This is a genomic window from Streptomyces sp. NPDC058092 (assembly GCF_042884935.1).
Taxonomy (GTDB): Bacteria; Actinomycetota; Actinomycetes; order Streptomycetales; family Streptomycetaceae; genus Streptomyces.
This window is the reverse complement of record NZ_JBHVSY010000008.1, coordinates 239,253-261,960: the sequence shown is the minus strand read 5'-3', so window position 1 is coordinate 261,960 and position 22,708 is coordinate 239,253. Positions and strand designations below refer to the sequence as shown.

At 70.8% G+C, this 22,708-nt stretch carries 18 protein-coding genes and 3 pseudogenes; 14 read left to right on the top strand and 7 right to left on the bottom strand.

Going from position 1 to position 22,708, the window contains the following annotated elements; translation table 11 throughout:
- Positions 1 to 317: 317 nt before the first annotated feature.
- Both ACFVV1_RS16330 and ACFVV1_RS16325 read right to left on the bottom strand, forming a co-directional pair.
- Positions 318 to 1,349, bottom strand: coding sequence for an endonuclease/exonuclease/phosphatase family protein (locus tag ACFVV1_RS16330; protein WP_389989861.1), 1,032 nt, complete (start codon positions 1,347 to 1,349; stop codon positions 318 to 320).
- Positions 1,350 to 1,617: 268 nt separating this feature from the next.
- Positions 1,618 to 2,127: pseudogene (locus ACFVV1_RS16325) on the bottom strand (TetR-like C-terminal domain-containing protein).
- Between the two features lie 187 nt (positions 2,128 to 2,314).
- Here ACFVV1_RS16325 and panB point away from each other — a divergent pair.
- The 3 genes from panB (at position 2,315) to ACFVV1_RS16310 (ending at position 5,212) form a co-directional block, all read left to right on the top strand.
- Positions 2,315 to 3,202, top strand: coding sequence for a 3-methyl-2-oxobutanoate hydroxymethyltransferase (gene panB, locus ACFVV1_RS16320; RefSeq protein ID WP_389989860.1), 888 nt, complete (start codon positions 2,315 to 2,317; stop codon positions 3,200 to 3,202).
- Between the two features lie 142 nt (positions 3,203 to 3,344).
- Complete coding sequence (locus ACFVV1_RS16315) at positions 3,345 to 4,367, top strand: ATP-binding cassette domain-containing protein (RefSeq protein ID WP_389989924.1); 1,023 nt, start codon at positions 3,345 to 3,347, stop codon at positions 4,365 to 4,367.
- Entirely contained in the window at positions 4,364 to 5,212 is an 849-nt protein-coding gene (locus ACFVV1_RS16310; RefSeq protein ID WP_389989859.1) for an ABC transporter permease, read from the top strand. The genes ACFVV1_RS16315 and ACFVV1_RS16310 overlap by 4 nt, the downstream gene beginning before the upstream one ends.
- A gap of 154 nt (positions 5,213 to 5,366) precedes the next feature.
- Here ACFVV1_RS16310 and ACFVV1_RS16305 read toward each other — a convergent pair whose 3' ends face one another.
- The gene (locus ACFVV1_RS16305; RefSeq protein ID WP_389989858.1) at positions 5,367 to 8,771 is read right to left on the bottom strand and encodes a BTAD domain-containing putative transcriptional regulator; all 3,405 of its coding nucleotides are present in this window, start codon (positions 8,769 to 8,771) and stop codon (positions 5,367 to 5,369) included.
- Positions 8,772 to 9,075: 304 nt separating this feature from the next.
- Here ACFVV1_RS16305 and ACFVV1_RS16300 point away from each other — a divergent pair, with 304 nt between their 5' ends.
- Positions 9,076 to 9,873 carry a site-2 protease family protein gene (locus ACFVV1_RS16300; protein WP_389989857.1) on the top strand — a complete coding sequence of 266 codons (798 nt, stop codon included), beginning with the start codon at positions 9,076 to 9,078 and terminating at the stop codon, positions 9,871 to 9,873.
- 8 nt (positions 9,874 to 9,881) lie between these two features.
- Here the strand turns inward: ACFVV1_RS16300 and ACFVV1_RS16295 are convergent, their stop codons facing one another.
- Positions 9,882 to 10,058 (bottom strand): hypothetical protein, encoded by a 177-nt coding sequence (locus ACFVV1_RS16295; RefSeq protein WP_389989856.1) that lies wholly within the window; start codon positions 10,056 to 10,058, stop codon positions 9,882 to 9,884.
- 110 nt (positions 10,059 to 10,168) lie between these two features.
- Positions 10,169 to 10,879 carry an NADPH-dependent F420 reductase gene (gene npdG, locus ACFVV1_RS16290; RefSeq protein WP_389989855.1) on the bottom strand — a complete coding sequence of 237 codons (711 nt, stop codon included), beginning with the start codon at positions 10,877 to 10,879 and terminating at the stop codon, positions 10,169 to 10,171.
- Positions 10,880 to 11,020: 141 nt separating this feature from the next.
- Between npdG and ACFVV1_RS16285 the strand changes: the two genes are divergently transcribed.
- Positions 11,021 to 11,623: a hypothetical protein gene (locus ACFVV1_RS16285; RefSeq protein WP_389989854.1), complete on the top strand. Its 603-nt coding sequence runs from the start codon at positions 11,021 to 11,023 to the stop codon at positions 11,621 to 11,623.
- A gap of 119 nt (positions 11,624 to 11,742) precedes the next feature.
- Positions 11,743 to 13,048: pseudogene (locus ACFVV1_RS16280) on the top strand (MFS transporter).
- Between the two features lie 43 nt (positions 13,049 to 13,091).
- Here ACFVV1_RS16280 and ACFVV1_RS16275 read toward each other — a convergent pair.
- Positions 13,092 to 13,322: a hypothetical protein gene (locus tag ACFVV1_RS16275; protein WP_266745821.1), complete on the bottom strand. Its 231-nt coding sequence runs from the start codon at positions 13,320 to 13,322 to the stop codon at positions 13,092 to 13,094.
- Positions 13,323 to 13,380: 58 nt separating this feature from the next.
- Between ACFVV1_RS16275 and map the strand changes: the two genes are divergently transcribed.
- From map to ACFVV1_RS16240, 7 genes and pseudogenes are all read left to right on the top strand, one after another.
- Positions 13,381 to 14,238 (top strand): type I methionyl aminopeptidase, encoded by an 858-nt coding sequence (gene map, locus ACFVV1_RS16270; protein WP_389989853.1) that lies wholly within the window; start codon positions 13,381 to 13,383, stop codon positions 14,236 to 14,238.
- A gap of 262 nt (positions 14,239 to 14,500) precedes the next feature.
- Positions 14,501 to 15,733, top strand: coding sequence for an MFS transporter (locus ACFVV1_RS16265; RefSeq protein WP_389989852.1), 1,233 nt, complete (start codon positions 14,501 to 14,503; stop codon positions 15,731 to 15,733).
- Positions 15,734 to 15,748: 15 nt separating this feature from the next.
- A pseudogene (locus tag ACFVV1_RS16260) lies at positions 15,749 to 16,024 on the top strand (ABC transporter substrate-binding protein); the annotation flags it as partial.
- Between the two features lie 289 nt (positions 16,025 to 16,313).
- Positions 16,314 to 17,450, top strand: a complete 1,137-nt coding sequence (efeO, locus tag ACFVV1_RS16255; RefSeq protein WP_389989851.1) for an iron uptake system protein EfeO — start codon at positions 16,314 to 16,316, stop codon at positions 17,448 to 17,450.
- Between the two features lie 20 nt (positions 17,451 to 17,470).
- Positions 17,471 to 18,748, top strand: coding sequence for an iron uptake transporter deferrochelatase/peroxidase subunit (efeB, locus tag ACFVV1_RS16250; RefSeq protein WP_389989850.1), 1,278 nt, complete (start codon positions 17,471 to 17,473; stop codon positions 18,746 to 18,748).
- 30 nt (positions 18,749 to 18,778) lie between these two features.
- Complete coding sequence (gene efeU / locus ACFVV1_RS16245; RefSeq protein WP_389989849.1) at positions 18,779 to 19,750, top strand: iron uptake transporter permease EfeU; 972 nt, start codon at positions 18,779 to 18,781, stop codon at positions 19,748 to 19,750.
- Positions 19,683 to 20,615 carry a hypothetical protein gene (locus tag ACFVV1_RS16240; protein WP_389989848.1) on the top strand — a complete coding sequence of 311 codons (933 nt, stop codon included), beginning with the start codon at positions 19,683 to 19,685 and terminating at the stop codon, positions 20,613 to 20,615. Before efeU ends, ACFVV1_RS16240 begins: the two co-directional genes overlap by 68 nt.
- 46 nt (positions 20,616 to 20,661) lie before the next feature.
- Here the strand turns inward: ACFVV1_RS16240 and ACFVV1_RS16235 are convergent, their stop codons facing one another.
- Positions 20,662 to 21,408: a bifunctional DNA primase/polymerase gene (locus ACFVV1_RS16235; protein ID WP_389989847.1), complete on the bottom strand. Its 747-nt coding sequence runs from the start codon at positions 21,406 to 21,408 to the stop codon at positions 20,662 to 20,664.
- Positions 21,409 to 21,884: 476 nt separating this feature from the next.
- Between ACFVV1_RS16235 and ddaH the strand changes: the two genes are divergently transcribed.
- Positions 21,885 to 22,700, top strand: coding sequence for a dimethylargininase (gene ddaH, locus ACFVV1_RS16230; protein WP_389989846.1), 816 nt, complete (start codon positions 21,885 to 21,887; stop codon positions 22,698 to 22,700).
- The last annotated feature ends 8 nt before the right edge of the window (positions 22,701 to 22,708 follow it).

Sequence of the window (22,708 nt, the reverse complement as noted above, 5' to 3'; positions counted from 1 at the left end):
CCGGGCGTAGCCGCGTGACAAGGTGCCCCAATTCCACCAAGTCTCCACAAGTAAACGGAATAGAGCCAACCGGTTTACATTCAGCCCGTCACCCTCCCTCACCTTGAGGATGGAGTGACGCACATCACACCCCCATGGGGATGGGGCACCTGCCGGCGCGCACGTTGAACCGCCGCACTTGCCGCCGGCGGGCGTCAGCCATGTCACGCAGTACACAGTCCACCCGGCCTGCGTCACGCTCTGAACGCACCACCGGCGACATACCTTTTGGTCTGATTCCGCAGACGGTCCGAGCCCACTGGAGCCGGACCGTTACGTCACAGCTCCACGCGCGCGGCGATCGGAAGGTGGTCGCTGTCCGTCCTCGGGAGCGTCCACGACGACATCGGTTCGACGCCCTTCACCATGATCTGGTCGATCCGTGCCATCGGGAACGAGGCCGGCCAGCTGAAGCCGAAGCCGTCGCCGGCCGCGCCCTGGGTGGACCGCATCTGAGAGGTGACCGCGTTGAGCGCGCGGTCGTTCATCGTGCCGTTGAGGTCACCGAGCAGGATCACCTTGCCGAGCCGTTCGTCGGCGATGGCCTCGCCCAGGGCGTCGGCGCTGTCGTCGCGCTGGTTGGCGGTGAATCCGGCGTGCAGCTTGACGCGTACGGACGGCAGGTGGGCCACGTAGACGGCGACCTCGCCCTTGGGTGTCGTCACCGTGGAGCGCATCGCCCGGGTCCAGCCCATCTTGATGTCGACCGGCCGGGTGCTGCTCATCGGGTACTTGCTCCACAGGCCGACGGTCCCCTGCACCGAGTGGTACGGGAAGCGGTCGGCGAGCGCCGCCTTGTACGTCGACACCTGGTCGCTCGGCAGCTCCTCCAGGGCGATGATGTCGGCGCCCGAGCCCGCGACCTGCCGGGCGGTGCCCGTGGGGTCGGGGTTGTCGGCGTTGACGTTGTGGGTGGCCACGGTCAGGTCCCCGCCGCTGCCCGACTTGTCGGAGAGCATCAGCCCGCCGAAAAGATTGAGCCAGACCACGAGCGGCAGCAGCAGGGCGATCAGCGCGGTCGCCGAGCGGCGTACCAGGCCCAGGATCAGCAGCAGCGGGACGAACACGCCGATCCACGGGAGGAACGTCTCGGAGAGGCTGCCCAGGTTGCCGATGATGTTCGGGATCTCCGCGTGGAAGACCATCACGAGGGTGAGGAGGACCGCGCAGAAGGCGAGGACGATTCCGCGCCGCCAGATGCCCTTGTCACGGATCCGTCTGTCGAGCAGGTCCCGGAAGCGGGATCCGGGCCCGGCGCTCTGCGACTCCGCACGGTCGTTCCCGGTATCCGGTCCGTACGCCTGCACCATCGCGCTGTCCTCACTGCCTTGCCTTGCGTGTCGCCGCGCCCTCGACCCTAGGCGATGGGCGGCGCGATTCCCGCCGTCCACGACGGCTGTACTGCCACGAGGACGACGGACGGGGTCCGGCGGGTTCCGGCCGGGAGCGGTCTGCGGGGCTTGTGACAGAAAGATCACACTCGGGCGGGTCCGGTCGGGTCGGCCTTCGGCGGTGAGCCCGGTCGGTCAGCCATCACGATGAACCCGGTCGGTCGGCCGCCGCGGTGAGGCCTGCGGATCAGCCGTCCGTGGCGGGCCCGGGGGCGAGGCCCTCCGCCAGGGCCTGGATGATGCGGTCCGCGAGGTCCTCGGGCAGCGGCGCGTCGGGGCGGTGGATGGTGCGTACGAGCATGGGCCCCAGGAAGCAGGTCGTCCATCAGTTCCACGTCCAGGTCTTTGCGCAGCTCGCCCGCGTCGACCGCCCGCCGCACGGCGGCCAGCATGGCGACGCGGCGGGGCGCGATGACGGTGCAGTGGTACTCGGTCCACAGCTTGGGGGGCTCTTCATCTGCGCGAAGACGTTGTGGAGCAGGACGGAGGAGCGCTGGGCGAGGCCGCGCCGGCGCAACGACTCGAGCTGCTGCTCCAGCAGTTCGACGACGGCGTCCAGGATCGCCCGCTCGGCCGCCGCCCTGCGCGGCTGGCCCCTCCGCGGTTCCGCACCCCGGACCGGGCAATTCCGGTTCTGCGCCGCTACCTCTGCCTGCACGTGGATCCACCTCTCGCCGCACCGTCCGCCGCCCGCCATTCGATGCTCGCCGATGGCAGCGGTGCCACGGCGACCAGCGGGGCGCCCGCCGGGTCCAGCTTGTCCGCAATACCGACGTCACCTACGTGCGCGGGCCCACTTCCCGTGGACGGCCGCGGGATGCCACCATGGAACCGGTCCGGGGACGCCGACAGGGCGCCTCGAGATGACGAAGGAGCCGTTGGCAATGTCGCTGCAGGCTGCGCAGAACAAGTCCGCCGCATCCCCCGCGGGTGCCCCCACCGACAGCAGCAAGGCGCTGTACGGAGGCAAGAGCACCCGCCGTATCTCCATCCATGACATCGCCGCCGCCACCGAGCGCGGCGAGAAGTGGCCCATGCTCACCGCCTATGACGCGATGACCGCGTCCGTCTTCGACGAGGCCGGTATCCCGGTCATGCTCGTCGGCGACTCCATGGGCAACTGCCACCTCGGTTACGAAACCACCGTGCCCGTCACGATGGACGAGATCGCCATCCTCTCCGCCGCTGTCGTACGGGGCACCAAGCGCGCCCTGATCGTCGGCGACCTGCCCTTCGGGGCGTACCAGGAGGGGCCCGTCCAGGCCCTGCGCAACGCCACCCGACTGGTCAAGGAGTCCGGTGTCGGTGCGGTCAAGCTGGAGGGCGGTGAGCGCAGCCACGAGCAGATCCGGCTGCTGGTCGACGCCGGCATTCCGGTCATGGCCCACATCGGTCTGACCCCGCAGTCCGTCAACGCGATGGGCTACCGGGTGCAGGGCCGGGGCGAGGAGGCCGCCCAGCAGATGCTGCGCGACGCCAAGGCCGTGCAGGACGCGGGCGCGTTCGCCGTCGTCCTGGAGCTCGTGCCGGCCGAGCTGGCCGCCGAGGTCACCCGCACCCTGCACATCCCGACCATCGGCATCGGCGCCGGACCCGACACGGACGCCCAGGTGCTGGTCCACACCGACATGGTCGGGCTGACCGGCGGCAAGGTGCCGCGCTTCACCAAGCAGTACGCGAACCTGCGCCAGGTGCTGGGTGACGCGGCGAAGGAGTTCGCGGAGGAGGTCGTGGGCGGCAGCTTCCCGGCCCCCGAGCACACCTTCCACTGATCCCCTCGGGGCCGGATCAGCCGTACCGGCCCCGGCACGGACCACTGCCCGCACCACCGACAGCCCGCCGACATCCCCCATCGGCGGGCTGTCGGCCCGTTGTCGGCCCGTTGTCGGTGGACTGTCGGTGGCGTCTGGTCCCATGGTGGGCATGACGCGAATCGACAAGAACCCCAGGAGCGGCACGAACGCCGTCGAGGTCCGGGGGCTGGTCAAGCACTACGGCTCGACCAAGGCTCTGGACGGCGTGGACCTCGATGTCCGCGAGGGCACCGTGCTCGGTGTGCTCGGCCCCAACGGCGCCGGCAAGACCACGCTCGTACGCTGCCTGTCCACCCTGGTCCTCCCCGACGCCGGACGCGCCACCGTGGCGGGCTACGACGTGGTGAAGCAGCCCCGGCAGCTGCGTCGCACCATCGGTCTGACCGGGCAGTACGCCTCGGTCGACGAGAAGCTCTCCGGCTGGGAGAACCTCTACATGATCGGGCGGCTGCTCGACCTGCCGCGCAAGACCGCCCGGTCCCGGGCCGACGAACTCCTGGAGCGGTTCTCGCTCACCGACGCGGCCCGGCGTGCCGCGATGGACTACTCCGGCGGCATGCGGCGCCGGCTCGACCTGGCCGCCTCCATGATCGGCAGCCCGGCCGTCCTCTATCTGGACGAGCCGACGACGGGGCTCGACCCCCGGACCCGTAACGAGGTCTGGGACGAGGTGCAGCGAATGGTCGCGGAGGGGGCGACCGTGCTGCTCACCACCCAGTACATGGAAGAGGCCGAGCAGCTCGCCAACGAGCTGACCGTCATCGACAAGGGCAAGATCATCGCCCGCGGCGGGGTGAACGAGCTGAAGGCCAAGGTGGGCGGCCGCACCCTGCAGATCCGGCCGTCGGACCCGGCGCAACTGCCCGCGATGGCGCAGGCGATCCGGGAGGCCGGTCTGGACGGGGTCTCGGGCGCGCAGGCCGTCCCGGACGAGGGACTCCTGTACGTACCGATCCTCAGCGACGAGCAGTTGACCGCCGTCATCGGCCTGCTCGGCACCCGGGGCTTCTCGCTGGCGCATGTCGCCACCGCGCTGCCCAGCCTGGACGAGGTCTTCCTGGCCATCACCGGCGAGAAGTCCGCTTCCGCCGCCGCATCGATCCCCGAGGAGGTCGCGGCATGAGCACAGCGACTCTGACGCCCGCCCCCGCCGAGACCGCACCGGCGAAGGCCCTCCACGACGAGGGCCGGATCGGACTGCGCGCCAATCTGCGGCACATCGGGGCGCTGGCGCGGCGCAATGTCCTCCAGATCAAGAAGGATCCGGAGTCGATGTTCGACGTACTCCTGATGCCGATCGTCTTCACCCTGCTGTTCGTGTACGTGTTCGGCGGTTCGGTCGGCGGCAGCATGGGCGGCGACCGGCAGGACTATCTGAACTATCTGGTCCCCGGTCTGATGGCGATGATGGGCATGAACATCGCCATGGCGGTCGGCACCGGTGTCAACGACGACTTCCGCAAGGGAGTCATGGACCGGTTCCGGACGATGCCGATCGCCCGTTCCTCGGTCCTCATCGCGAAGATCTCGGTCGAGCTCGGCCGGATGATGGTCGCCACGCTGATCCTGCTGGGCATGGGCTTCATGCTCGGCATGGAGCTGCAGACCTCGGTGTTCGGACTGATCGAGGCGGTCGCGCTGTCGGCGGTGTTCAGCGCCGCCATCATGTGGATCTTCATCCTGCTCGGGCTGGCCATGAAAACGGCCCAGGCGGTTCAGGGAATGGGGATGCTCGTGCTGATGCCGCTCCAGTTCGGCTCCTCGATCTTCGCCCCGACCAAGACGATGCCCGGCTGGCTCCAGACGTTCACCGATTACAACCCGCTGTCCAATCTGGCGGACGCGGTGCGCGGTCTGATGATGGGCGGCCCGGTCGCCCACTCGGTGTGGGTGACGCTCGGCTGGGCCGCGGTGATCACCGCGGTGGCGGCGCCGCTCGCGGTCGCCAAGTTCCGCAAGAAGTCCTGAGACGCGGTCCGACGCCGGTCGGTGCCGGTACGGTACGCGGCCGGCCGGAGGTCGGTGCCGGTGCCCGTGCCCGTGCCCGTGCCGGTGTCGGTACGCGGCCGGCCGGAGGTCGGCGCCGGTACGTACGCGGTAGGCCGGTGGTCCGGGCAGCCGTTCACTCCCGGTACGCGTCGACGAGGGCGGTGGCCTCCTCCAGGGTGAGGCCGCCGCCCTCGGCGTACGCGGCGTCGTAGGCGGCCCGGCCGAGGGCGGCGACGGCCAGTTCCTCCGCCCTGGCGTAGTCGTGCCGCTCCATCGACGTCGGCACATGCCCCCGGGGCAGCAGTGCCCGGCCGGCCCCCAGCAGCCGGGCCGCGAGCGTGGCCCGTCGCTCGCCGCCGATTCCGGCCAGCGCCCGCGCCAGGGTGACGAGATGGATGACGGACATCTGGGGTGCCACCATCTGCGACAGCCGGTCGTGGGACCGCGCCAGCGCTTCCAGGCCCCGGGGCAGTGCCTCGGCGTACAGTCCGTCCTCGTTGTCCAGCCAGGCCAGCCCGCCCATCACGAACCCTTCGAAGATCGCCATGGTCTCGGAGCGGAACTCCTCGCGCAACAAGGTGAGTTGACCGCGCGCCTCGCTCGTACGGCCACTGCGGCCCAGCCACAGCGCGAGCTGGAGCCGGGCGATGGGCCTCGCCTCGTGCCCCGTCCCGTGCTCCTCGGCGATCACCTCGCGGAGGATCTTCTCGCCCTCGTCGCCCCGGCCCGTTTCGGTGAGGACGGACGCGTATCTGGCACGCAGGACCGCCACCTGGGACTGGGCGCCGAGCCGCTCCGCGTAGCCGATGGCCGCCCGGAAGTCGTCGGCCGCGCGGGCGTAGTCGCCCCGTTTCTCGTTGGCCTCGCCCCGGGAGGAGAGCGCTTCGGCGACGCCCCAGTCGTCGCCGAGCCGGCTGAAGATCTCCAGGCTCTCGTCCGCGTCCGTCCGCGCGTCGCCCGCCCATTCGGCCCGGTTGGCCAGCACGTTCGCCCGCATCTGGAGGGCCCCGGCCAGCTCCCACTCGTAGCCGTACTCGCGACTGGCGCGGACCGTTTCGTCCAGCAGCTCCCGCAGATCACCGGGCTCACCGGTGAGCATGACCGCGAAGAACCAGAGCGACGCGGGAGTGCGGCAGGTCTGCGGCTGGCCCGCCCGGTAGGTGTCCGCGATGACGCGCAGCCGGGCCATGCCCTTCTTGTCGGCCCACACGTTCTTGGAGTGGTCCATGCTGACCAGCTGGACCAGGGCGACCTGGCGCCGCGCCTCCTGGAGCAGGTCGGGCGACATGGGCGGCGGCGCGTCGGTGCAGCGTTCGTGGAGGGACGGCGCGGGCTCGGCGGGCGGCGCGAAGGGGTCGGGGCCCAGCGCGGCGGTCGCGTCGGCCCACTGCAGGGCGTCGGTGCGCAGATCGCGCATCTGCCAGTACCAGCACAGCGACAGCACCATGCAGAGCGCCTCCTGCTCGTCGCGGGCGGCGACGGCACGGCGCAGTGCGGTGCGGATGTTCTCGTACTCGCGCTGGAGGAGGTCGATGGCGGACCGCTGTCCGGCGCCGCGCAGTTCGGGGTCTGTGGTACGGGCCAGCTCCCGGAAGTACACCAGGTGGCGGCGCTCCACGGTGTCCCGCTCCCCGGCCCCGTCGAGGTGTTCGGCGGCGTATTCACCGACGGTCTCCAGCAGCCGGTAGCGCATCTCGCCGTCGTCGGCGGGCGCGGCGACGACGAGGGACTTGTCGACGAGCGAGCCGAGCAGCCCGGCGACCTCGCGCGCGTCCTGCGGCCCGTCGGCACAGACGGCCTCGGCGGCGGCCAGGGTGCAGCCGCCCGCGAAGACCGACAAGCGGCGCAGGACGGCCCGTTCGGCGGCGTCGAGAAGGTCCCAGGACCAGTCGACGACGGCGCGCAGGGTCTGCTGTCGGGGCAGTACGGTACGGGCCCCGCTGGTCAGCAGGCGGAACCGGTCGTCGAGCCGGTCGGCGATCTGGCGCGGGGTGAGCATCCGCAGCCGGGCGGCGGCGAGTTCGATGGCGAGCGGCAGTCCGTCGAGGCGGCGGCAGATCTCGGTGGCGGCGGCCGCGGTCTCCTCGTCGGCGTCGATCCGGAAGCCGGGCCGCGCGGCGGCGCCGCGGTCGGCGAGCAGTCGGAGCGCCATCGGGCCGGGCAGCGGGTCGACGGGGCGGACGAACTCGCCCGGCACCCCGAGGGGTTCACGGCTGGTCGCGAGCACGGTGAGTTCCGGACAGTGGGCGAGCAGATGGTCCGCGAGGGCGGCGGCGGCCCCGACGAGGTGTTCGCAGTTGTCCAGGAGCAGCAGCATGCGGCGCCGGGAGCAGTGCTCGGTGAGGCGTACGAGGGGGTCGCCCGCGTTCCCTTCGGCGACCCGGAGCTCCTCGGCGCCCGCTCCGCGCAGCACGGTCTCGCGGGCGCCGACGGCGGTCAGCACGGCCTCCGGTACGGCCTCGGGGTCGTCGACGGGGGCGAGTTCGGCCAGCCAGACACCGTCCGGCCAGGCGGGGGCGACGGATTCGGCGGCCTCCTGGGAGAGCCGGGTCTTGCCCGCGCCGCCGGGGCCCAGGAGGGTGACCAGCCGGGCGTGCGCGAGGTCCTCGCGCAGGGCGTCGATGTCCCCCTCGCGCCCGACGAAGCTGGTGAGCCTGGCCCTGAGGTTTCCCTGCGCCGGGGCGGTGCGGGGCCGGTGCAGGTAGGCAGTTGTGGAAGGTGTTGTCGTGGTGGCGGGGGTGGCCGGGGCGGTCTCCGTGGCCTCAGCGGCCCCGACCGCCGGGGCCACCCCACCCGGCGGACCCGCCGGACCCGCCGGTTCCGGGCTGAGCAACTCGGCGTGCAGGGCGCGCAGTTCGGGTCCGGGGTCGGTGCCGAGCCGGTCGGCGAGCACGGTGCGCACCTCGTCGTACGCGGCCAGCGCCTGCGCCGTACGCCCGGCGTCGCGCAGTGCCCGCAGCCGCAGGGCCTGGAGCGGTTCGTCGATCGGGTGCTCGGCGCAGAGGGCGGCCAGTTCGGGCAGGGCCTCGTTCGCCCGGCCGAGCGCGAGGGCCGCGGCGAGCCGGCCGCGGCGGGCGTCCAGGCGCCGGGTCGCCCAGCGGGCCGCCAGAGCGCCGCGGTCGGGCAGATCGGCCAGGGCCGGTCCGCGCCACAGGGCGAGCGCGCCGTCGAACACGGTCACGGCCTTCGCCGCGTCGCCCTCCTCCAGCGCCCGCGCCCCCTCCCCCGCGAGCCGCTCGAAGCGGTACAGATCGACCGCGTCCGGCTCGGCAGCGAGCTTGTAGCCGCTCTCCGCCGAGGCGACCGCCACATGGCCGAGGGCCCGCCGCAGCCGTCCGACGAGCGCCTGCAGAGCGCCCACCGCGTCGGCCGGCGGGTCGCCGTCCCACACCTCGTCGACGAGCACGGCGGCCGGGACGGTGCGGCCGGGGCGCAGGGCGAGGACGGTGAGCAGGGCGCGCAGCCGCGCCCCGCCGAGCGCGACGGCCGTGCCGTCGTCGCGGAGTACCTGGGTGGTGCCGAGGATGCAGTAGCGCACGCGCCTATTCTCCGCGACCGGTATCGGGAAGTGGACATACGTACGTCCGCACCCGTGTGCGCCGCGTGCGCGGTGTGTGCGGTACGCGCTGTGTGTGCGGTACGCGCGGTGTGCACGGTGTGCGCGGTGTGTCAGGTACGCGCTGTGTGCGCGGTGTGCGCTGTGTGCCGGGGTCGTTCGTCATGGCCCCACCCTTTACGGAACCACCGCCCCGACGCGAGACGTTTGTGACGTGTCGCCTGTACGGTCGCTCTCGCCGCGCACCGCCCCGTCCCTCTTCCGGCCAGCCACCAGGAGTTCGCCGATGACCACCGCAAGCGCCCGCAGCGACCGGCGGATCAGCCCGGTCTTCCTCGGGATCCTCGCCGTGATGGCGGTGTCGGGCTGGGCGGTGTGGACGGATTTCGCACAGCAGCCCGGGGTCGCGGTCTTCCTCTTCGTGACAGCGGCCTGGGTGGTGTCGCTCTGTCTGCACGAGTACGCGCATGCCCGTACCGCGCTGCACAGCGGGGACATCTCCATCGGATCGAAGGGTTATCTGACCCTGAATCCCTTGAAATACACCCATGCTCTGCTGAGCATCGTGCTGCCGGTGCTGTTCGTGATCATGGGCGGTATCGGTCTGCCCGGCGGTGCGGTCTTCATCGAACGGGGCCGGATCAGCGGGCGCTGGAGGCACAGCCTGATCTCTGCGGCGGGCCCGCTGATGAATGTGCTGTTCGCGTTCGTCTGCACGGCACCGTTCTGGCTGCACGCGCTGGACGGCGTCCCGGTCGTCTTCCAGTACGCGCTGGGTTTCCTGGCACTGCTCCAGGTCACCGCGGCGATCCTCAACTTCGTCCCGGTGCCGGGGCTGGACGGCTACGGCGTGATCGAGCCCTGGCTCTCGTACCGGATCCGACGGCAGGTCGAGCCGTTCGCCCCGTTCGGGCTGATCGCGGTCTTCGGCATCCTGTGGATTCCCGAGGTCAACCACGTGTTCTTCGACGCGATCCATTCCCTGTTGCAGGCACTGGGCGTCAGCGACTTCACGACGTACTGCGGTTTCGACACCTACCGCTTCTGGCGGTCGGCCGACCCGGTCTGCGCGGCCGGCCTCTGATCCACCGCTCAGCCGGCGGACCGTACGCGCTGCCGGCGCAGGTAGAACCACGCCATGTTGGACGAGAGCCCGGCCAGCAGCACCCAGAGGATCCCGAGCAAGCCGCTGCCCTGGACGAACGAGATCACGGCCGCGACCACGGCCAGGACGCAGACGGCGATGGCGTAGAGAGCGAGGCGGGGCATGAGGAGTGGCTCCTGTCCGGGGTGATGCATGGTCCCGTCCAGTGTCCCTCATGCCCCTTTCCGCTCGCCGCAGGGTGCGCCGGGAACGCCCTCGGGCGCCGAAGGGCCCCTCAGACGTCGGTGGTACGCAGACCGGCGTGCGCCTTGTAGCGGCGGTTGACGGAGATCAGGTTGGCGACCAGTGACTCGACCTGGTGGGCATTGCGCAGCCGCCCGGCGAAGATGCCGCGCATGCCGGGAATCCGGCCCGCCAGTGCCTGTACGAGGTCGGTGTCGGCGCGGGCCTCGCCGAGCACCAGCACATCGGTGTCGATCTCCTCGATGGCCTCGTCCTGCAGCAGCACCGCCGAGAGGTGGTGGAAGGCCGCGGTGACCCGGGACTCCGGCAGCAGGGCGGCGGCCTGCTCGGCGGCGCTGCCCTCCTCGGGCTTCAGGGCGTAGGCGCCCTTCTTGTCGAAGCCGAGCGGGTTGACGCAGTCGATGACGAGCTTGCCCGTGAGTTCGTCGCGCAGCGACTCCAGGGTCTTGGCGTGGCCTTCCCACGGCACGGCGACGATCACGACGTCGCTGCGCCGCGCGCACTCCGCGTTGTCGGCGCCCTCGATGCCGTGGCCCAGCTCGTCGGCGGCGGTCTGTGCGCGGTCGGCGGCACGGGAGCCGATGATCACCTTCTGCCCGGCGCGGGCGAACCGGTAGGCGAGCCCGCGGCCCTGCGGCCCGGTGCCCCCGAGCACGCCGACCGTCAGCCCGGAGACATCGGGGAGGTCCCAGGGGTCCTTGGCGGGGGGCTTGGCGGCGCTGCCACTGTCATTCGTAGTCATGGCTGCGACATTACTGCCCGCCACGGACGGGGAGCCGGTCCAGTCCCACTGCGGTATCCGTCGCTCCGCGACGGCCCCGTTCGGCTGGTTCGGAGCCGTTCTCCGGTGCCGGGCGGTGCTCCTGCGGCAGGATGCCGGGCCATGGATGCCGTACGCGTCGCCCTGCTGCGTGAAGTGCTCGCCGGGACCGAGTGGCCCGCCGCGGCCCGGCGGTTCGCCGGGGCGCTCAGGTCGTCCGTCGTCCCGCACGGCGGCGGGCTGCTGCTGGTGGGGACGGCGGCGTACGAGCCGTGGCATCTGGCGGCCCATCTGGTCGACGAGTCCACCTGGTCCGGGCTGCCGGAGCTGGCGCCCACCCTGGTACGCCACCGGGTCGAGCCGGGCGACCCGGCGCATCTGGCCGTCGGTCTGGGCCGGGTCGAGGCGGCCGGGCGGGGCGAGACGCTGCTGCTCGTGGCCCCGGAGCGGCCCGGTGCCGGGCTGCTGGAGCGGGTGCACGACGCCCGCCGGGCCGGGGCGACGGTCCTCTCGCTGGACGGCGGCGATCCGGAGGTGCGGGGGCTCGCCCACGAGACGCTCGCGGTGACCGGCACCGACGACGTCGACCTGGACACCGTGCAGCATCTGGTGAGCGCGGCGGCCGGCGAGAACAGCGCCCCGGCGCCGCGCGGGAACCGCCGCTTCCGGGACCGGCTGTCCCGGCTCGCCGACCAGCTGACGGCCCCGCCACCGGCCCGCTGGTGAGCGTCCCGGGTACCACGACGGGAGCCGCCGCACTCCCCGGCCACCGGCTTCTCCGGGGCTCCCCGCCGCCAGGAAAATCTGTTGCAGAGAGCACGTACGGCGCCGGACCATGACCCCTCGTGACCTCAGCTCCCTCCCCGGCGGCGGGCCGGCTCTCCGCCCTGCTGCCCGACCTCTCACCCCTGCGTTCGTCGGCCGACTTCCGGCTGCTGTGGATCCAGGGTCTGGTGACGTACTTCGGCAGCTTCATGGCACTGATTCGCGCTGCCGCTCCAGATCAAGGAGCTGACGGGTTCACCGCTGGCCGTCGGTGCGATGGGCGCGGTCGAGCTGGTGCCGCTGGTGGTCTTCGGTCTGTACGGCGGGGCCCTCGCGGACTCCGCGGACCGCCGCAAGGTGATCCTGGGCACCGAGGCGGGGCTGGGGCTGCTGGCCCTCGTACTCCTGGTGAACGCCGCGCTGCCCGACCCGATGCTCTGGCCGCTCTACCTGGTGGCGGGCGGGGTCTCCGCGCTCGCCGGGCTCCAGCGGCCCGCGCTGGACTCCCTGATGGCCCGGATCGTGCCGCACGACCAGCTGACCGCTGCCGCCGCGCTGAACTCGTTGCGCTGGCAGTTCGGCGCGATCACCGGCCCGGCGGTGGCGGGACTCGTGGTGGCCTACGCCGGGCACGCCACGGCGTACACGGTCACGGTGGTCACGTTCGCCGTCTCGGTGCTCCTATGTCTGCGGCTGACGCCCGCGCCGCCCGCCCTGGACAGCCGGAAGCCGTCGCTGCGCGGCATTGTCGAGGGGGCGAGGTATGCCTGGAGCCGCCCGGTGCTGCTGGGGACGTACGCGGTCGATCTGGCGGCGATGTTCTTCGCCTTCCCGAACACGATCTTCCCGTTCCTCGCGGACGAGCTGGATGCCGAGTGGTCGCTGGGCCTGATGTACGCGGCGGGGTCGGTCGGGTCGCTGGTCCTCGGCCTGACCAGCGGCTGGACGTCACGGGTACGGCGGCACGGACTGTTCGTGGTGTTCGGGGCGGCGGCCTGGGGGCTGGCGATCGCGGCTGCCGGGTGGTTCAGCGATGTGTGGCTGGTGCTGGTCTGCCTGGCGGTGGCGGGCGCGGGCGACATGCTCAGCGGTCTCGGCCGCTCCACGATCTGGAACCAGACCATCCCGGAGGAGCTGCGGGGCCGGCTCGCGGGCATCGAGGTGCTCTCGTACAGCGTCGGCCCGCAGCTGGGTCAGGTGCGGGCCGGCGCGATGGCGGGCTGGACGGGGACCCGCTCCGCGATCTGGAGCGGCGGTGTGGCGTGCGTGGCCTCGGTCGCGCTGCTCACCGCGGCGCTGCCGAAGCTGCTGACGTACGACTCCGAGACGGACGAGGACGCGGTACGCAGGCGCGCGGCCAGAGAGTCCAGCCCCTCCGGCGTTTGAGGAGCGGGGGTCCGGGGGCGGGGCCCCCGGACGGGGCCCCCTCTCACGCCTCCGGGTCCGGCGGCGTGTCCCGGTCGTGCCATTTCGGGTCCGTCTCCCACTCGAGATTCCGCTCCTGCGCCGTCTCCATCGCGTGCCGCGCCTCCTCGGGGGAGGCGTACGGTCCGAAGCGGTCCTTGGCCGGGCACTCGGGGCCCTCCTCGACCTTCTGGTGCTGCAGGCAGTAGTACCACTCGCCCGGTTTGCCGACCGTGCGCTTCTTGAACAGGGCCATCTCCGGCTCCTTCCCTCGGGGCCATGCTGCCCCACGCACGCTGGTTAGACTCGCTGACATGTCTGGCCAGTCGCTGCTCGTACCCGGGGAGATCACTCCCATCCGTTCCGTGCCCGGAAACATCCGGCGCCCCGAATACGTGGGCAAGCCGGCCCCCACCCCGTACACGGGTCCGGAGATCCAGGACGCCGACACCGTCGAGCGCATGCGCATCGCGGGGCGAATCGCCGCGCAAGCGATGGCGGAGGCCGCCAAGCACATCGCCCCGGGCGTCACGACGGACGAACTCGACCGGGTCGCCCACGAGTTCATGTGCGATCACGGCGCCTACCCGTCGACGCTCGGCTACCGCGGATTCCCCAAGTCGCTCTGCTCCTCGCTCAACGAGGTGATCTGCCACGGCATTCCGGACTCCACGGTGCTGCGCGACGGCGACATCGTGAACCTCGACGTCACGGCGTACATCAACGGTGTGCACGGCGACAACAACGCCACGTATCTCTGCGGTGACGTGGACGAGGAGTCGCGGCTGCTCGTGGAGCGCACCGAGGAGTCGCTGAACCGGGCCATCAAGGCGGTCCGGCCCGGGCGGCAGGTCAATGTGATCGGGCGGGTCATCGAGTCGTACGCGAAGCGCTTCGGGTACGGGGTGGTGCGGGACTTCACCGGGCACGGGATCAGTTCCTCGTTCCACTCCGGCCTGATCATTCCGCACTACGACAGCCCGCACGCGACCACCGTGATGCAGCCCGGCATGACGTTCACCATCGAGCCGATGCTGACGCTGGGCACCCATGAGTACGACATGTGGGACGACGGCTGGACCGTGGTGACGAAGGACCGCAGGCGCACCGCCCAGTTCGAGCACACGCTGGTGGTGACGGAGACGGGCGCCGAGATCCTGACGCTCCCGTAACCACGCTCCCGTGGCCACGCAGACAGCTCCCTCCGCAAGCGGCCGCCTCCGGGCGGCCGCTTGCGCGTGCTCCCTCGCTGCTCCCCCGTCGCGCCGCACGGAGGCGGAACCCGGCGGTGTTCCGGGAGTTGGGCGAGGTGTTCCCGCTCAGGTCGGCAGGAGGGCCGGTTCTCCCGGTCGGCCAGTGCCCCGACTGACACTCCGCCCACCACCAAGATCAACCTTGAGGCGCTGCCGGGTCAGCGCCGCTACTGTGCGCCGCGTGACCACCTTCGATGACCGTATGCAGACACGCGCAAAGCTGCCGAAAGACTATCTATTCTGGTTGAGTGGGGCGCTCACTTCCCAACTTGGCGATGCCGCGATGTTCTTCGCGCTGGGGTGGGCAGCCACTGCACACGGTGGTGGGGCTGCGGGGCTGGTGCTGACCGCCGTGACGCTTCCGCGGACACTGCTGCTTCTGGTGGGCGGGGCAGTTGCCGACCGGCTGTCCGCACGGCGCATCCTGATCGCCGGCGACTCGGCGATGCTCGTGATGGCAGTGCTTGTGGCGGTGGCGGCCTTCTTCATGGGCTCGCCGCTCTGGCTGCTCCTGGCGGCAGGAGTGGTCATAGGCACGATCGACGCCTTCTACCTGCCGGTGTCGGGCTCGATGCCCAGACGACTGGTGGGAAGGGACGGTCTCGACCGTGCGGTCGGTCTCAACCAGAGCGGTACCCAACTGATCTCACTGGTCGGCGGTTCACTCGGCGGCGCGCTGGTCACCCTCGGCGGCTTGGGCGCCGCAGCCCTGTTCGACGGCCTCACCTTCGTCTTCGCCGTTGTGGTGGTGCTGCTCATTCGCCCGCGTTTCGATGTCGGACAGTCTCCCGAACGGACGAACATCCTGCGCGAGGCAGCCCAGGGCGTGTCCTTCTCGCTCCGCCACCCGGTGCTTCGTCCTGCGCTGCTCCTCACCGGTATGGTCGCGGGCTTCGCGATACCTGTCACCTCCCTGCTCGTCCCCCTCATCGCGCGTGAGAACGAGTGGGGCGCTCAGGCCGCCGGATTCGTTCTGGGCGGTCAGGCGCTCGGCGCCCTGACCATCGCGCTGATGGTGGCACGCTGGGGTGCATTGCGGCATCCGGGCCGGGCCGCCGCGCTGAGCGTCGCACCGATGGCGCTCGGAGTCGCCTCGCTCGCTGCCGCGCACCAGGCATACCTGGCGGTGGCGGCGGCGGTCCTCTTCGGCATCGGCCTCGGCGTCTTCGTCACTCATCTCGGTCCGCTGATGCTGGGGGCGAGCCCGGAGACCCACCTCTCCAGGGTCCAGGCGGTCATCACTCTGGTGCAGAGCCTCGCGCTGGTGCTCACCATGAACCTTCTGGGTCAACTCGCCGACATCAGGAGTGCCTTCACCGCGGCGATGGTGTGCGCCGCCGTACTCGCCGCGGGGGGCCTCATGACGCTGATGTCACCGCCCTTCTTGAACCTCACGCCTGGGGAGGAGGCGTGAGGCGGGCCGCCGGGGTCCGGGCTGAAGAAGAACTTCACCGCCATCACCAGCGAGGCCCTCACCAAGGCCGCCCCCGACGCCACCCTGGTGAAGGGCAAGGGGCTCGAATCGGTGGGCGGCGTCGACCGCCCGGTGAAGATCCCGGGCGTCGCCGAAACCCCGGCCGGGACGGACCGGCGGATGGTCTCCACATCGACGACGGCGTACTGCTGAACCACGGGCCGTGCACGGACCGGGTGGCTGAGCGAACTGATCGCGCAGCTCTACCCGATGGACGGGGCTGCCAAGTGACCACCTCGTACGAGGAACGCACCCGGCCGGCCACCACAGCCGCCCCGGATCCGCGAGCCTCCCTCGTCGTTCCGGCGAGAGAGACTTGACCGTTACTTGACCTTCCCCTGGGGCCCCCATGGGAAATTCGTGATCACCCCGTCCCCACACCGCCGAGATGAGAGGTGAATCACTGCACGGGTGGGTACCGGTCAGGTAAGCCTCGGTTAAGTTAGGTCTGCCTCACCTGCCTTCGTCCGACCGTCTTTGTCCAGTTCTCTGCTTCTCCTTCATCTTCTGTGGAGCCCGTATGCGAGCCGTTCGTTTCTCCGTCGTCACCGCTGCCGCCACGGTGGCAGCCCTGACCGCCGTCACGGGCTGCGCACAGAAGAGCGACGGCAAGGGCGAAGGGGCCCTGCAGATCGTCGCGAAGGACGACTCCTGCGAGGTCTCGAAGAAGAAGCTGCCCGCCGGTCATGTCGAAATGGCCGTGCAGAACAAGGGCTCGAAGGTCACCGAGGTCTACGTCCTGTTCCCGGACGACCGCATCGTCGCCGAGCGCGAGAACATCGGGCCCGGCACCAAGGCCACCATCACGGCCGAGATCAAGGCCGGTTCGTACGAGATCGCCTGCAAGCCCGGCATGAAGGGCCACGGCATCCGGCAGAAGATCGAGGTCACCGGCGGCAACGCGGCCAAGCGCAGCCCCGAGATGGACAAGGCCGTCGCCGAGTACCGCACCTACGTCCAGGCCCAGGCCGACGAGACGCTGCCGAAGGCCAAGAAGTTCACGGACGCCGTCGCAGCCGGTGACATCGAGGCCGCCAAGAAGATCTACGCGGACTCCCGGCTCGGCTGGGAGCGCACCGAGCCGGTCGCCGAGTCGTTCGGTGACATCGACCCGAAGGTCGACCTCCGCGAGGACGGCCTGGAGGGCGATCAGAAGTGGACCGGCTGGCACCGCCTCGAGAAGGCGCTGTGGCACGACAAGAAGCTCGGCGCCGAGGAGAAGGCCCTCGCGCCGGTCCTCTACAAGGACCTGCTCGACTGGCAGAAGCGGGTCGGCACGGCGGACATCACCCCGACCTCGATGGCCAACGGTGCCAAGGAACTCCTCGACGAGGTCGCGACCGGCAAGGTCACCGGCGAGGAGGAGCGCTACAGCCACACCGACCTGATCGACTTCAAGGGCAACGTCGAGGGCGCGGAGAAGTCCTACGAGCTGCTGAAGCCGGTCGCCTCGAAGAACGACCCGGCGCTGACGGCGTCCCTGGACAAGCAGTTCGCGGCGCTGAACACGCTGCTGGACAAGTACCGCAAGGACAAGAGCTCCTACGAGTTCACCTCGTACGAGAAGGTCGGCAAGGCCGACCGCAAGGAGCTGTCGGACGCGGTCAACGCGCTGGCCGAGCCGCTGTCCCGGCTCGCCGCCGCGGTGACGAAGTAACGGGCGGGGAGGGACCGGTCATGTCCGATCAGAAGCAGGACACCACCGAAACCGCGGCGGCCTCCGGCGGCCCCGCCCCGTCCCGCCGGGCGCTGCTCGGCTGGGGCGGTGCCGGGCTGGCGCTCGGCGCCGTCGCGGGCGGAGGCGCGGTCGCCGCGGTGCGTCCGGGGAGCGACCCGGTGCCGGCCGCGGACAGCGGGGCGGCCGTGCCGTTCCACGGTGCGCACCAGGCCGGTATCGCCACCGCCGTACAGGACAGGCTGCACTTCGCCGCGTTCGACGTGACGACGAAGGACCGCGCCGAACTGGTCTTGCTGCTCAAGGAGTGGACCCGGGCGGCCGAGCGGATGACGGCCGGTCACGCGGTAGGCGACGGCGCGTACGGCGGTCTCGCCGAGGCCCCGCCGGACGACACGGGTGAGGCACTGGGGCTCAAGCCGTCCCGGCTCACACTCACCATCGGCTTCGGCCCCTCGCTCTTCGCCAAGGGCCGCTTCGGCCTGGAGGACAAGCGTCCCGAGGCGCTCGTCGATCTGCCGAAGTTCCCCGGCGACAACCTCGACGCGGCCCGCAGCGGCGGCGACCTCTGCGTCCAGGCCTGCGCGGACGACCCGCAGGTCGCGGTGCACGCCATCCGCAACCTGGCCAGGATCGGCATGGGCCGCACCGCGATCCGCTGGTCCCAGCTGGGCTTCGGCAAGACGTCCTCGACGACGCCCGACGCCCAGACCCCGCGCAACATGATGGGCTTCAAGGACGGCACCCGGAACATCTCCGGCACCGACACCGCCGCCCTGGACAAGCACGTGTGGGTGGGCGAGAAGGACAACGCGGGCTGGATGACCGGGGGTTCGTACCTGGTGGCCCGGCGCATCCGGATGCACATCGAGACCTGGGACCGCGCCCCGCTCCAGGAGCAGGAGGACGTCTTCGGCCGCGACAAGGGCGAGGGCGCCGCGGTCGGCAAGTCCAAGGAGCGCGACGAACCGTTCCTGAAGGCGATGCTGCCGACCGCGCATGTGCGGCTCGCCCACCCGGACAGCAACGGCGGCGCGACGATCCTGCGCCGCGGCTACTCCTTCACCGACGGCACGGACGGTCTCGGCCGGCTCGACGCCGGGCTGTTCTTCCTCGCCTACCAGCGCGATGTCCGCAAGGCATTCATTCCGCTGCAGCGCCGCCTCGCGGCGCACGACGCACTCAACGAGTACATCCAGCACGTGGGTTCGGCGCACTTCGCCGTCCCGCCGGGCGTCCGTGACAAGGACGACTGGTGGGGCCGGGCGCTGTTCTCGTAACGGGCCGAAGCAGAAAAGGAGAACCGAAACGTGTTCAGCAACTTCCTGATCGGCCTGCGCGAGGGCCTTGAGGCCAGCCTGGTCGTCTGCATCCTCATCGCCTATCTGGTGAAGACCGGCAACAAGAACAAACTGGTGCCGATCTGGATCGGTGTCGGTATCGCGATCGTCGTCAGCCTGGCGTTCGGCGCCGGCCTCGAATTCGGCTCGCAGGAGATGACGTTCAAGGCCCAGGAGGCGCTCGGCGGTTCGCTGTCGATCGTCTCGGTCGGTCTGGTCACCTGGATGGTGTTCTGGATGCGGCGCACCGCGCGGCATCTGAAGACGGAGCTGCACGGGAAGCTCGACGCGGCACTCGCGATGGGGACCGGCGCGCTGGTCGCCACGGCACTCCTCGCGGTGGGCCGGGAGGGCCTGGAGACCTCGCTGTTCGTGTGGCGTGCGGTGCACGCGGCGGACGACGGCTGGCACCCGATGATCGGTGCGTTCCTCGGGATCGCGGCCGCCGTCGTCCTGGGCTGGCTGTTCTACCGGGGTGCGCTGAAGATCAACCTGTCGAAGTTCTTCACCTGGACCGGCGGGATGCTGGTGGTCGTCGCCGCGGGTGTGCTCGCGTACGGCGTCCACGACCTGCAGGAGGCCGAGTTCCTGGGCGGCATCCACAACCAGGCGTTCGACATCAGCGCCACGATTCCGCCGGACAGCTGGTACGGCACGCTGCTGAAGGGCACGTTCAACTTCCAGCCCGACCCGACCGTTCTCCAGATCACGGTGTGGGCGCTGTACCTGATCCCCACTCTCGCGCTGTTCCTCGCCCCGGTAGGGTTCGGACGGTCAGAGAGGACGACGGATCAGAAGGCGCGGAAAGCAGCGGATGAGAAGTCTGAGGCCGATTCGGCTGGCGACGGGGCTCGCGACGGCGACGGTGCTGTCCATGACGGCGAGCGGGTGCGTGACGGTGCACGGCGAGCTGGAAGTGGTGCCGGCGGCAACCAGGTCTGAGGCCGCACAGGCCCTGAAGGACTTCACCACCGCGTACAACGCGGCGGACAAGGCCTACGACCCGGCTCTGGACGCGGACCGGGTCACCGGCCCGCTCGGCGCGATCAACCAGGCCGGGCTGAAGGCACGGCAGAAGAACAATCCGGACGGCAACGCGAATCACCGGCCGCTGGAGCTGGCCGACGCCCGGTACGTCATCCCGAAGAAGGCCGGCTGGCCGCGCTGGTTCCTCGCGGACACCGACTCCAACCGCGACGAGGACGGCGGAAAGCTGGACACCCGCTGGCTGCTCGTCTTCGTCAAGTCCGGGCCCGGCGCGGGGTGGAAGACCGCCTATCTGTCGGTCGTCGCACCGTCCATGCTGCCCGCCCTCGCGAAGGACGGCGGCGGCAGCGCCGAGCCGGTGGCCGCGGACAGCGCGGAACTGGCCGTGGCACCGGAGGACTTGAGCACCCGGTACACGGACTACCTGCAGAAGGGCGCCCCGGACGTCTTCGCTCCCAGCAGCGCCACGTCGGGCTGGCGGGAGGCGCGCCGCACGACCCGGCGGGCGGGCTTCTCGTACCAGTACATCGACCGGCCGCTGGACAGCGGTACGTTCGCGCCGCTCGGCCTGGCGACGGAGGACGGCGGGGCGCTGGTCTTCTTCAGCAGCAAGCACTTCGAACGGCAGACGGCGGCGGCGGGGCTGCGTCCGCCGCTCAACCCGGATGTGGAGGCGCTGATGACCGGCGAGATGAAGTCCACCCTCACCAAGGAGCGGATCTCCAGCCAGCTGGTGTACGTCCCGAAGAAGGGCGTGAAGGACGGCAAGGTGGTCGTGCTGAACCGGCTGCCGGGCCTGACGGCGGCCAAGGGCTCGTGACCGGGGCGGCCGGACTCACCGAGCTGCCCCGTCACCCGTCACCGGTTCAACGGCTCAGCGGCCACGCCACCGAATCGTGGTCGAGATCGCTCTGGTCCGACGCGTCCGCGTACTGCGCGCACGCGTCGGTGAGCGTCTCCAGCAGTGTCAGCGGATCGGGCAGCGGGTTCTCCGGCCCCCGCACCCACCGCACGTCCAGCTCACCGGGAAGCCTGGCCGGCGGCAGGAGTACGTAGCTGCCGCGGCAGTGCCACCGCAGTCCCGGATGCTCGTCCATGGTCTCGGGGTGGCAGTCCAGCTCGCACGGCCACCACTCGTCCTCGTCCTCGGGCGTACCGCGGGTGGCGGTGAAGAAGAGCATCCGGGCGTCGCCGGACCGGGCGACGGGGCCGACGTCGATGCCCGCGGCGAGGAGCCGCTCCAGTGCCTGGCCGCCCGCGGACAGCGGCACGTCGAGAACGTCGTGGATCATGCCGGTCGCGGTGATGAAGTTGGCCTGCGGCTGGCTGCGGGCCCAGCGCTCGATCTGGGCGCGGTCGGTGGTGGACTGCGTCTGCCAGGCGAAGGAGATGGGGTGCCGGGCGGGGGTGGGACAACCGATGCGTTCGCACGAACATCGGAAGCCGACCGGATGGGCGGCGGGCGCGATCGGCATTCCGGCTTCGGCGACAGCCAGGAGCAGCGCCTCCCGGGCGGTGTCGTCGACCTCGCTCTGCTGCGGTTTGGGTCGGCGGCGAAGCCATTGGGAAAATTTGCTCTCTGAGCCGCGATAACGGCCGAAATCGGCGCCCATCTATCCCCTTACCTCTACGTTGCCCCTGCCCATGGTCCCACCATCCTGCGCCTCGGGTGGCCGGAGTCCCGAAGCGGGGTACGCGAGACAGCGCCACGAGCTGGGCACTATGCCACTTCTTGTCATGAAATGAGGGGTGCGTCTCAGGACTGCGGGGGGCGGTGCCTCGAAGGCGGGGCCGGTCGGCTCGTCGACGGTGGCCCGGACAGCGGCGTCGAGGGCCGGGCGGGCGCCACGGTCGTGGATCGCGCGGCGCGAGCGCTCGCTGCGACGGCTGGGGGTCAGGTGGCGGCTCTCCGCCATGCCGGTCGATCCAGCAGTGACACGCGTCGATGTGCCTCGGCTCATCACCGTGTGGAACCACCCGATCGGATCACTGCGCAACCGACCCCGGAGAGCGGACCATGGGCTCACGCACACACCCGTGCGAAGCCCCCCCGCAGGCCACCCCTGCCCGCATTCGTGAGGAGCCTTCATTGCCTCGTGAAGCCACACCCCGCCGTTACCTGATGTGCGCTCCGGCCCACTTCAGGGTGACGTACTCCATCAACCCCTGGATGGACCCCGGCAAGCCCGTGGATCTCCCCCTGGCCCAGGCCCAGTGGGAGGACCTGCGGGACCGCTACCGCGCCCTCGGGCACACCGTGGAGCTGCTCACGCCCCGGCCCGAGCTGCCCGACATGGTCTTCGCCGCCAACGGCGCCACCGTCATCGACGGCCGGGTGCTGGGTGCCCGGTTCGCGTACCGGGAGCGGTACGCGGAGGCCGGGGCCCATCGCGAGTGGTTCCGGGCCAACGGCTTCACCGAGATCCATGAGCCGGACCACGTCAACGAGGGCGAGGGCGACTTCGCCGTCACCGCGTCGTACCTCCTGGCCGGGCGGGGCTTCCGGTCCAGCCCGCTCTCGCACGACGAGGCGCAGGAGTTCTTCGGGCGCCCGGTGATCGGGCTCGATCTGGTCGACCCGCGCTACTACCACCTGGACACGGCCCTGTCCGTGCTCGACGAGGCGGGCGACGAGATCATGTACTACCCGGGGGCGTTCTCGCCGGGGAGCCGGTCGGTGCTGGCGCGGCTCTTCCCCGACGCGCTGATCGCCGGGGAGGCGGACGCCGCGGCGCTCGGTCTGAACGCGGTGAGCGACGGGCTCCATGTGCTGCTGCCGCAGGCCGCCACGGGGCTGTTCGATCCGTTGCGGGCGCGTGGCTTCGAGCCGGTGCCGATGGATCTGGGTGAGCTGCTGAAGGGCGGCGGCAGTGTGAAGTGCTGCACACAGGAGCTGCGCGGATAGCGGCGGCC

Coding starts and splice junctions, on each gene's coding strand:
- ACFVV1_RS16295 (WP_389989856.1), bottom strand. CDS start 10,058: ATGCCCCGCCTCGCTCTCTACGCCATCGCCGTCTGCGTCCTGGCCGTG.
- ACFVV1_RS16300 (WP_389989857.1), top strand. CDS start 9,076: ATGACCACCGCAAGCGCCCGCAGCGACCGGCGGATCAGCCCGGTCTTC.
- ACFVV1_RS16330 (WP_389989861.1), bottom strand. CDS start 1,349: ATGGTGCAGGCGTACGGACCGGATACCGGGAACGACCGTGCGGAGTCG.
- efeO (WP_389989851.1), top strand. CDS start 16,314: ATGCGAGCCGTTCGTTTCTCCGTCGTCACCGCTGCCGCCACGGTGGCA.
- ACFVV1_RS16285 (WP_389989854.1), top strand. CDS start 11,021: ATGGATGCCGTACGCGTCGCCCTGCTGCGTGAAGTGCTCGCCGGGACC.
- efeB (WP_389989850.1), top strand. CDS start 17,471: ATGTCCGATCAGAAGCAGGACACCACCGAAACCGCGGCGGCCTCCGGC.
- ACFVV1_RS16315 (WP_389989924.1), top strand. CDS start 3,345: ATGGTGGGCATGACGCGAATCGACAAGAACCCCAGGAGCGGCACGAAC.
- ACFVV1_RS16235 (WP_389989847.1), bottom strand. CDS start 21,408: ATGGGCGCCGATTTCGGCCGTTATCGCGGCTCAGAGAGCAAATTTTCC.
- map (WP_389989853.1), top strand. CDS start 13,381: ATGTCTGGCCAGTCGCTGCTCGTACCCGGGGAGATCACTCCCATCCGT.
- ACFVV1_RS16275 (WP_266745821.1), bottom strand. CDS start 13,322: ATGGCCCTGTTCAAGAAGCGCACGGTCGGCAAACCGGGCGAGTGGTAC.
- panB (WP_389989860.1), top strand. CDS start 2,315: ATGTCGCTGCAGGCTGCGCAGAACAAGTCCGCCGCATCCCCCGCGGGT.
- npdG (WP_389989855.1), bottom strand. CDS start 10,879: ATGACTACGAATGACAGTGGCAGCGCCGCCAAGCCCCCCGCCAAGGAC.
- ACFVV1_RS16310 (WP_389989859.1), top strand. CDS start 4,364: ATGAGCACAGCGACTCTGACGCCCGCCCCCGCCGAGACCGCACCGGCG.
- ACFVV1_RS16240 (WP_389989848.1), top strand. CDS start 19,683: ATGACGGCGAGCGGGTGCGTGACGGTGCACGGCGAGCTGGAAGTGGTG.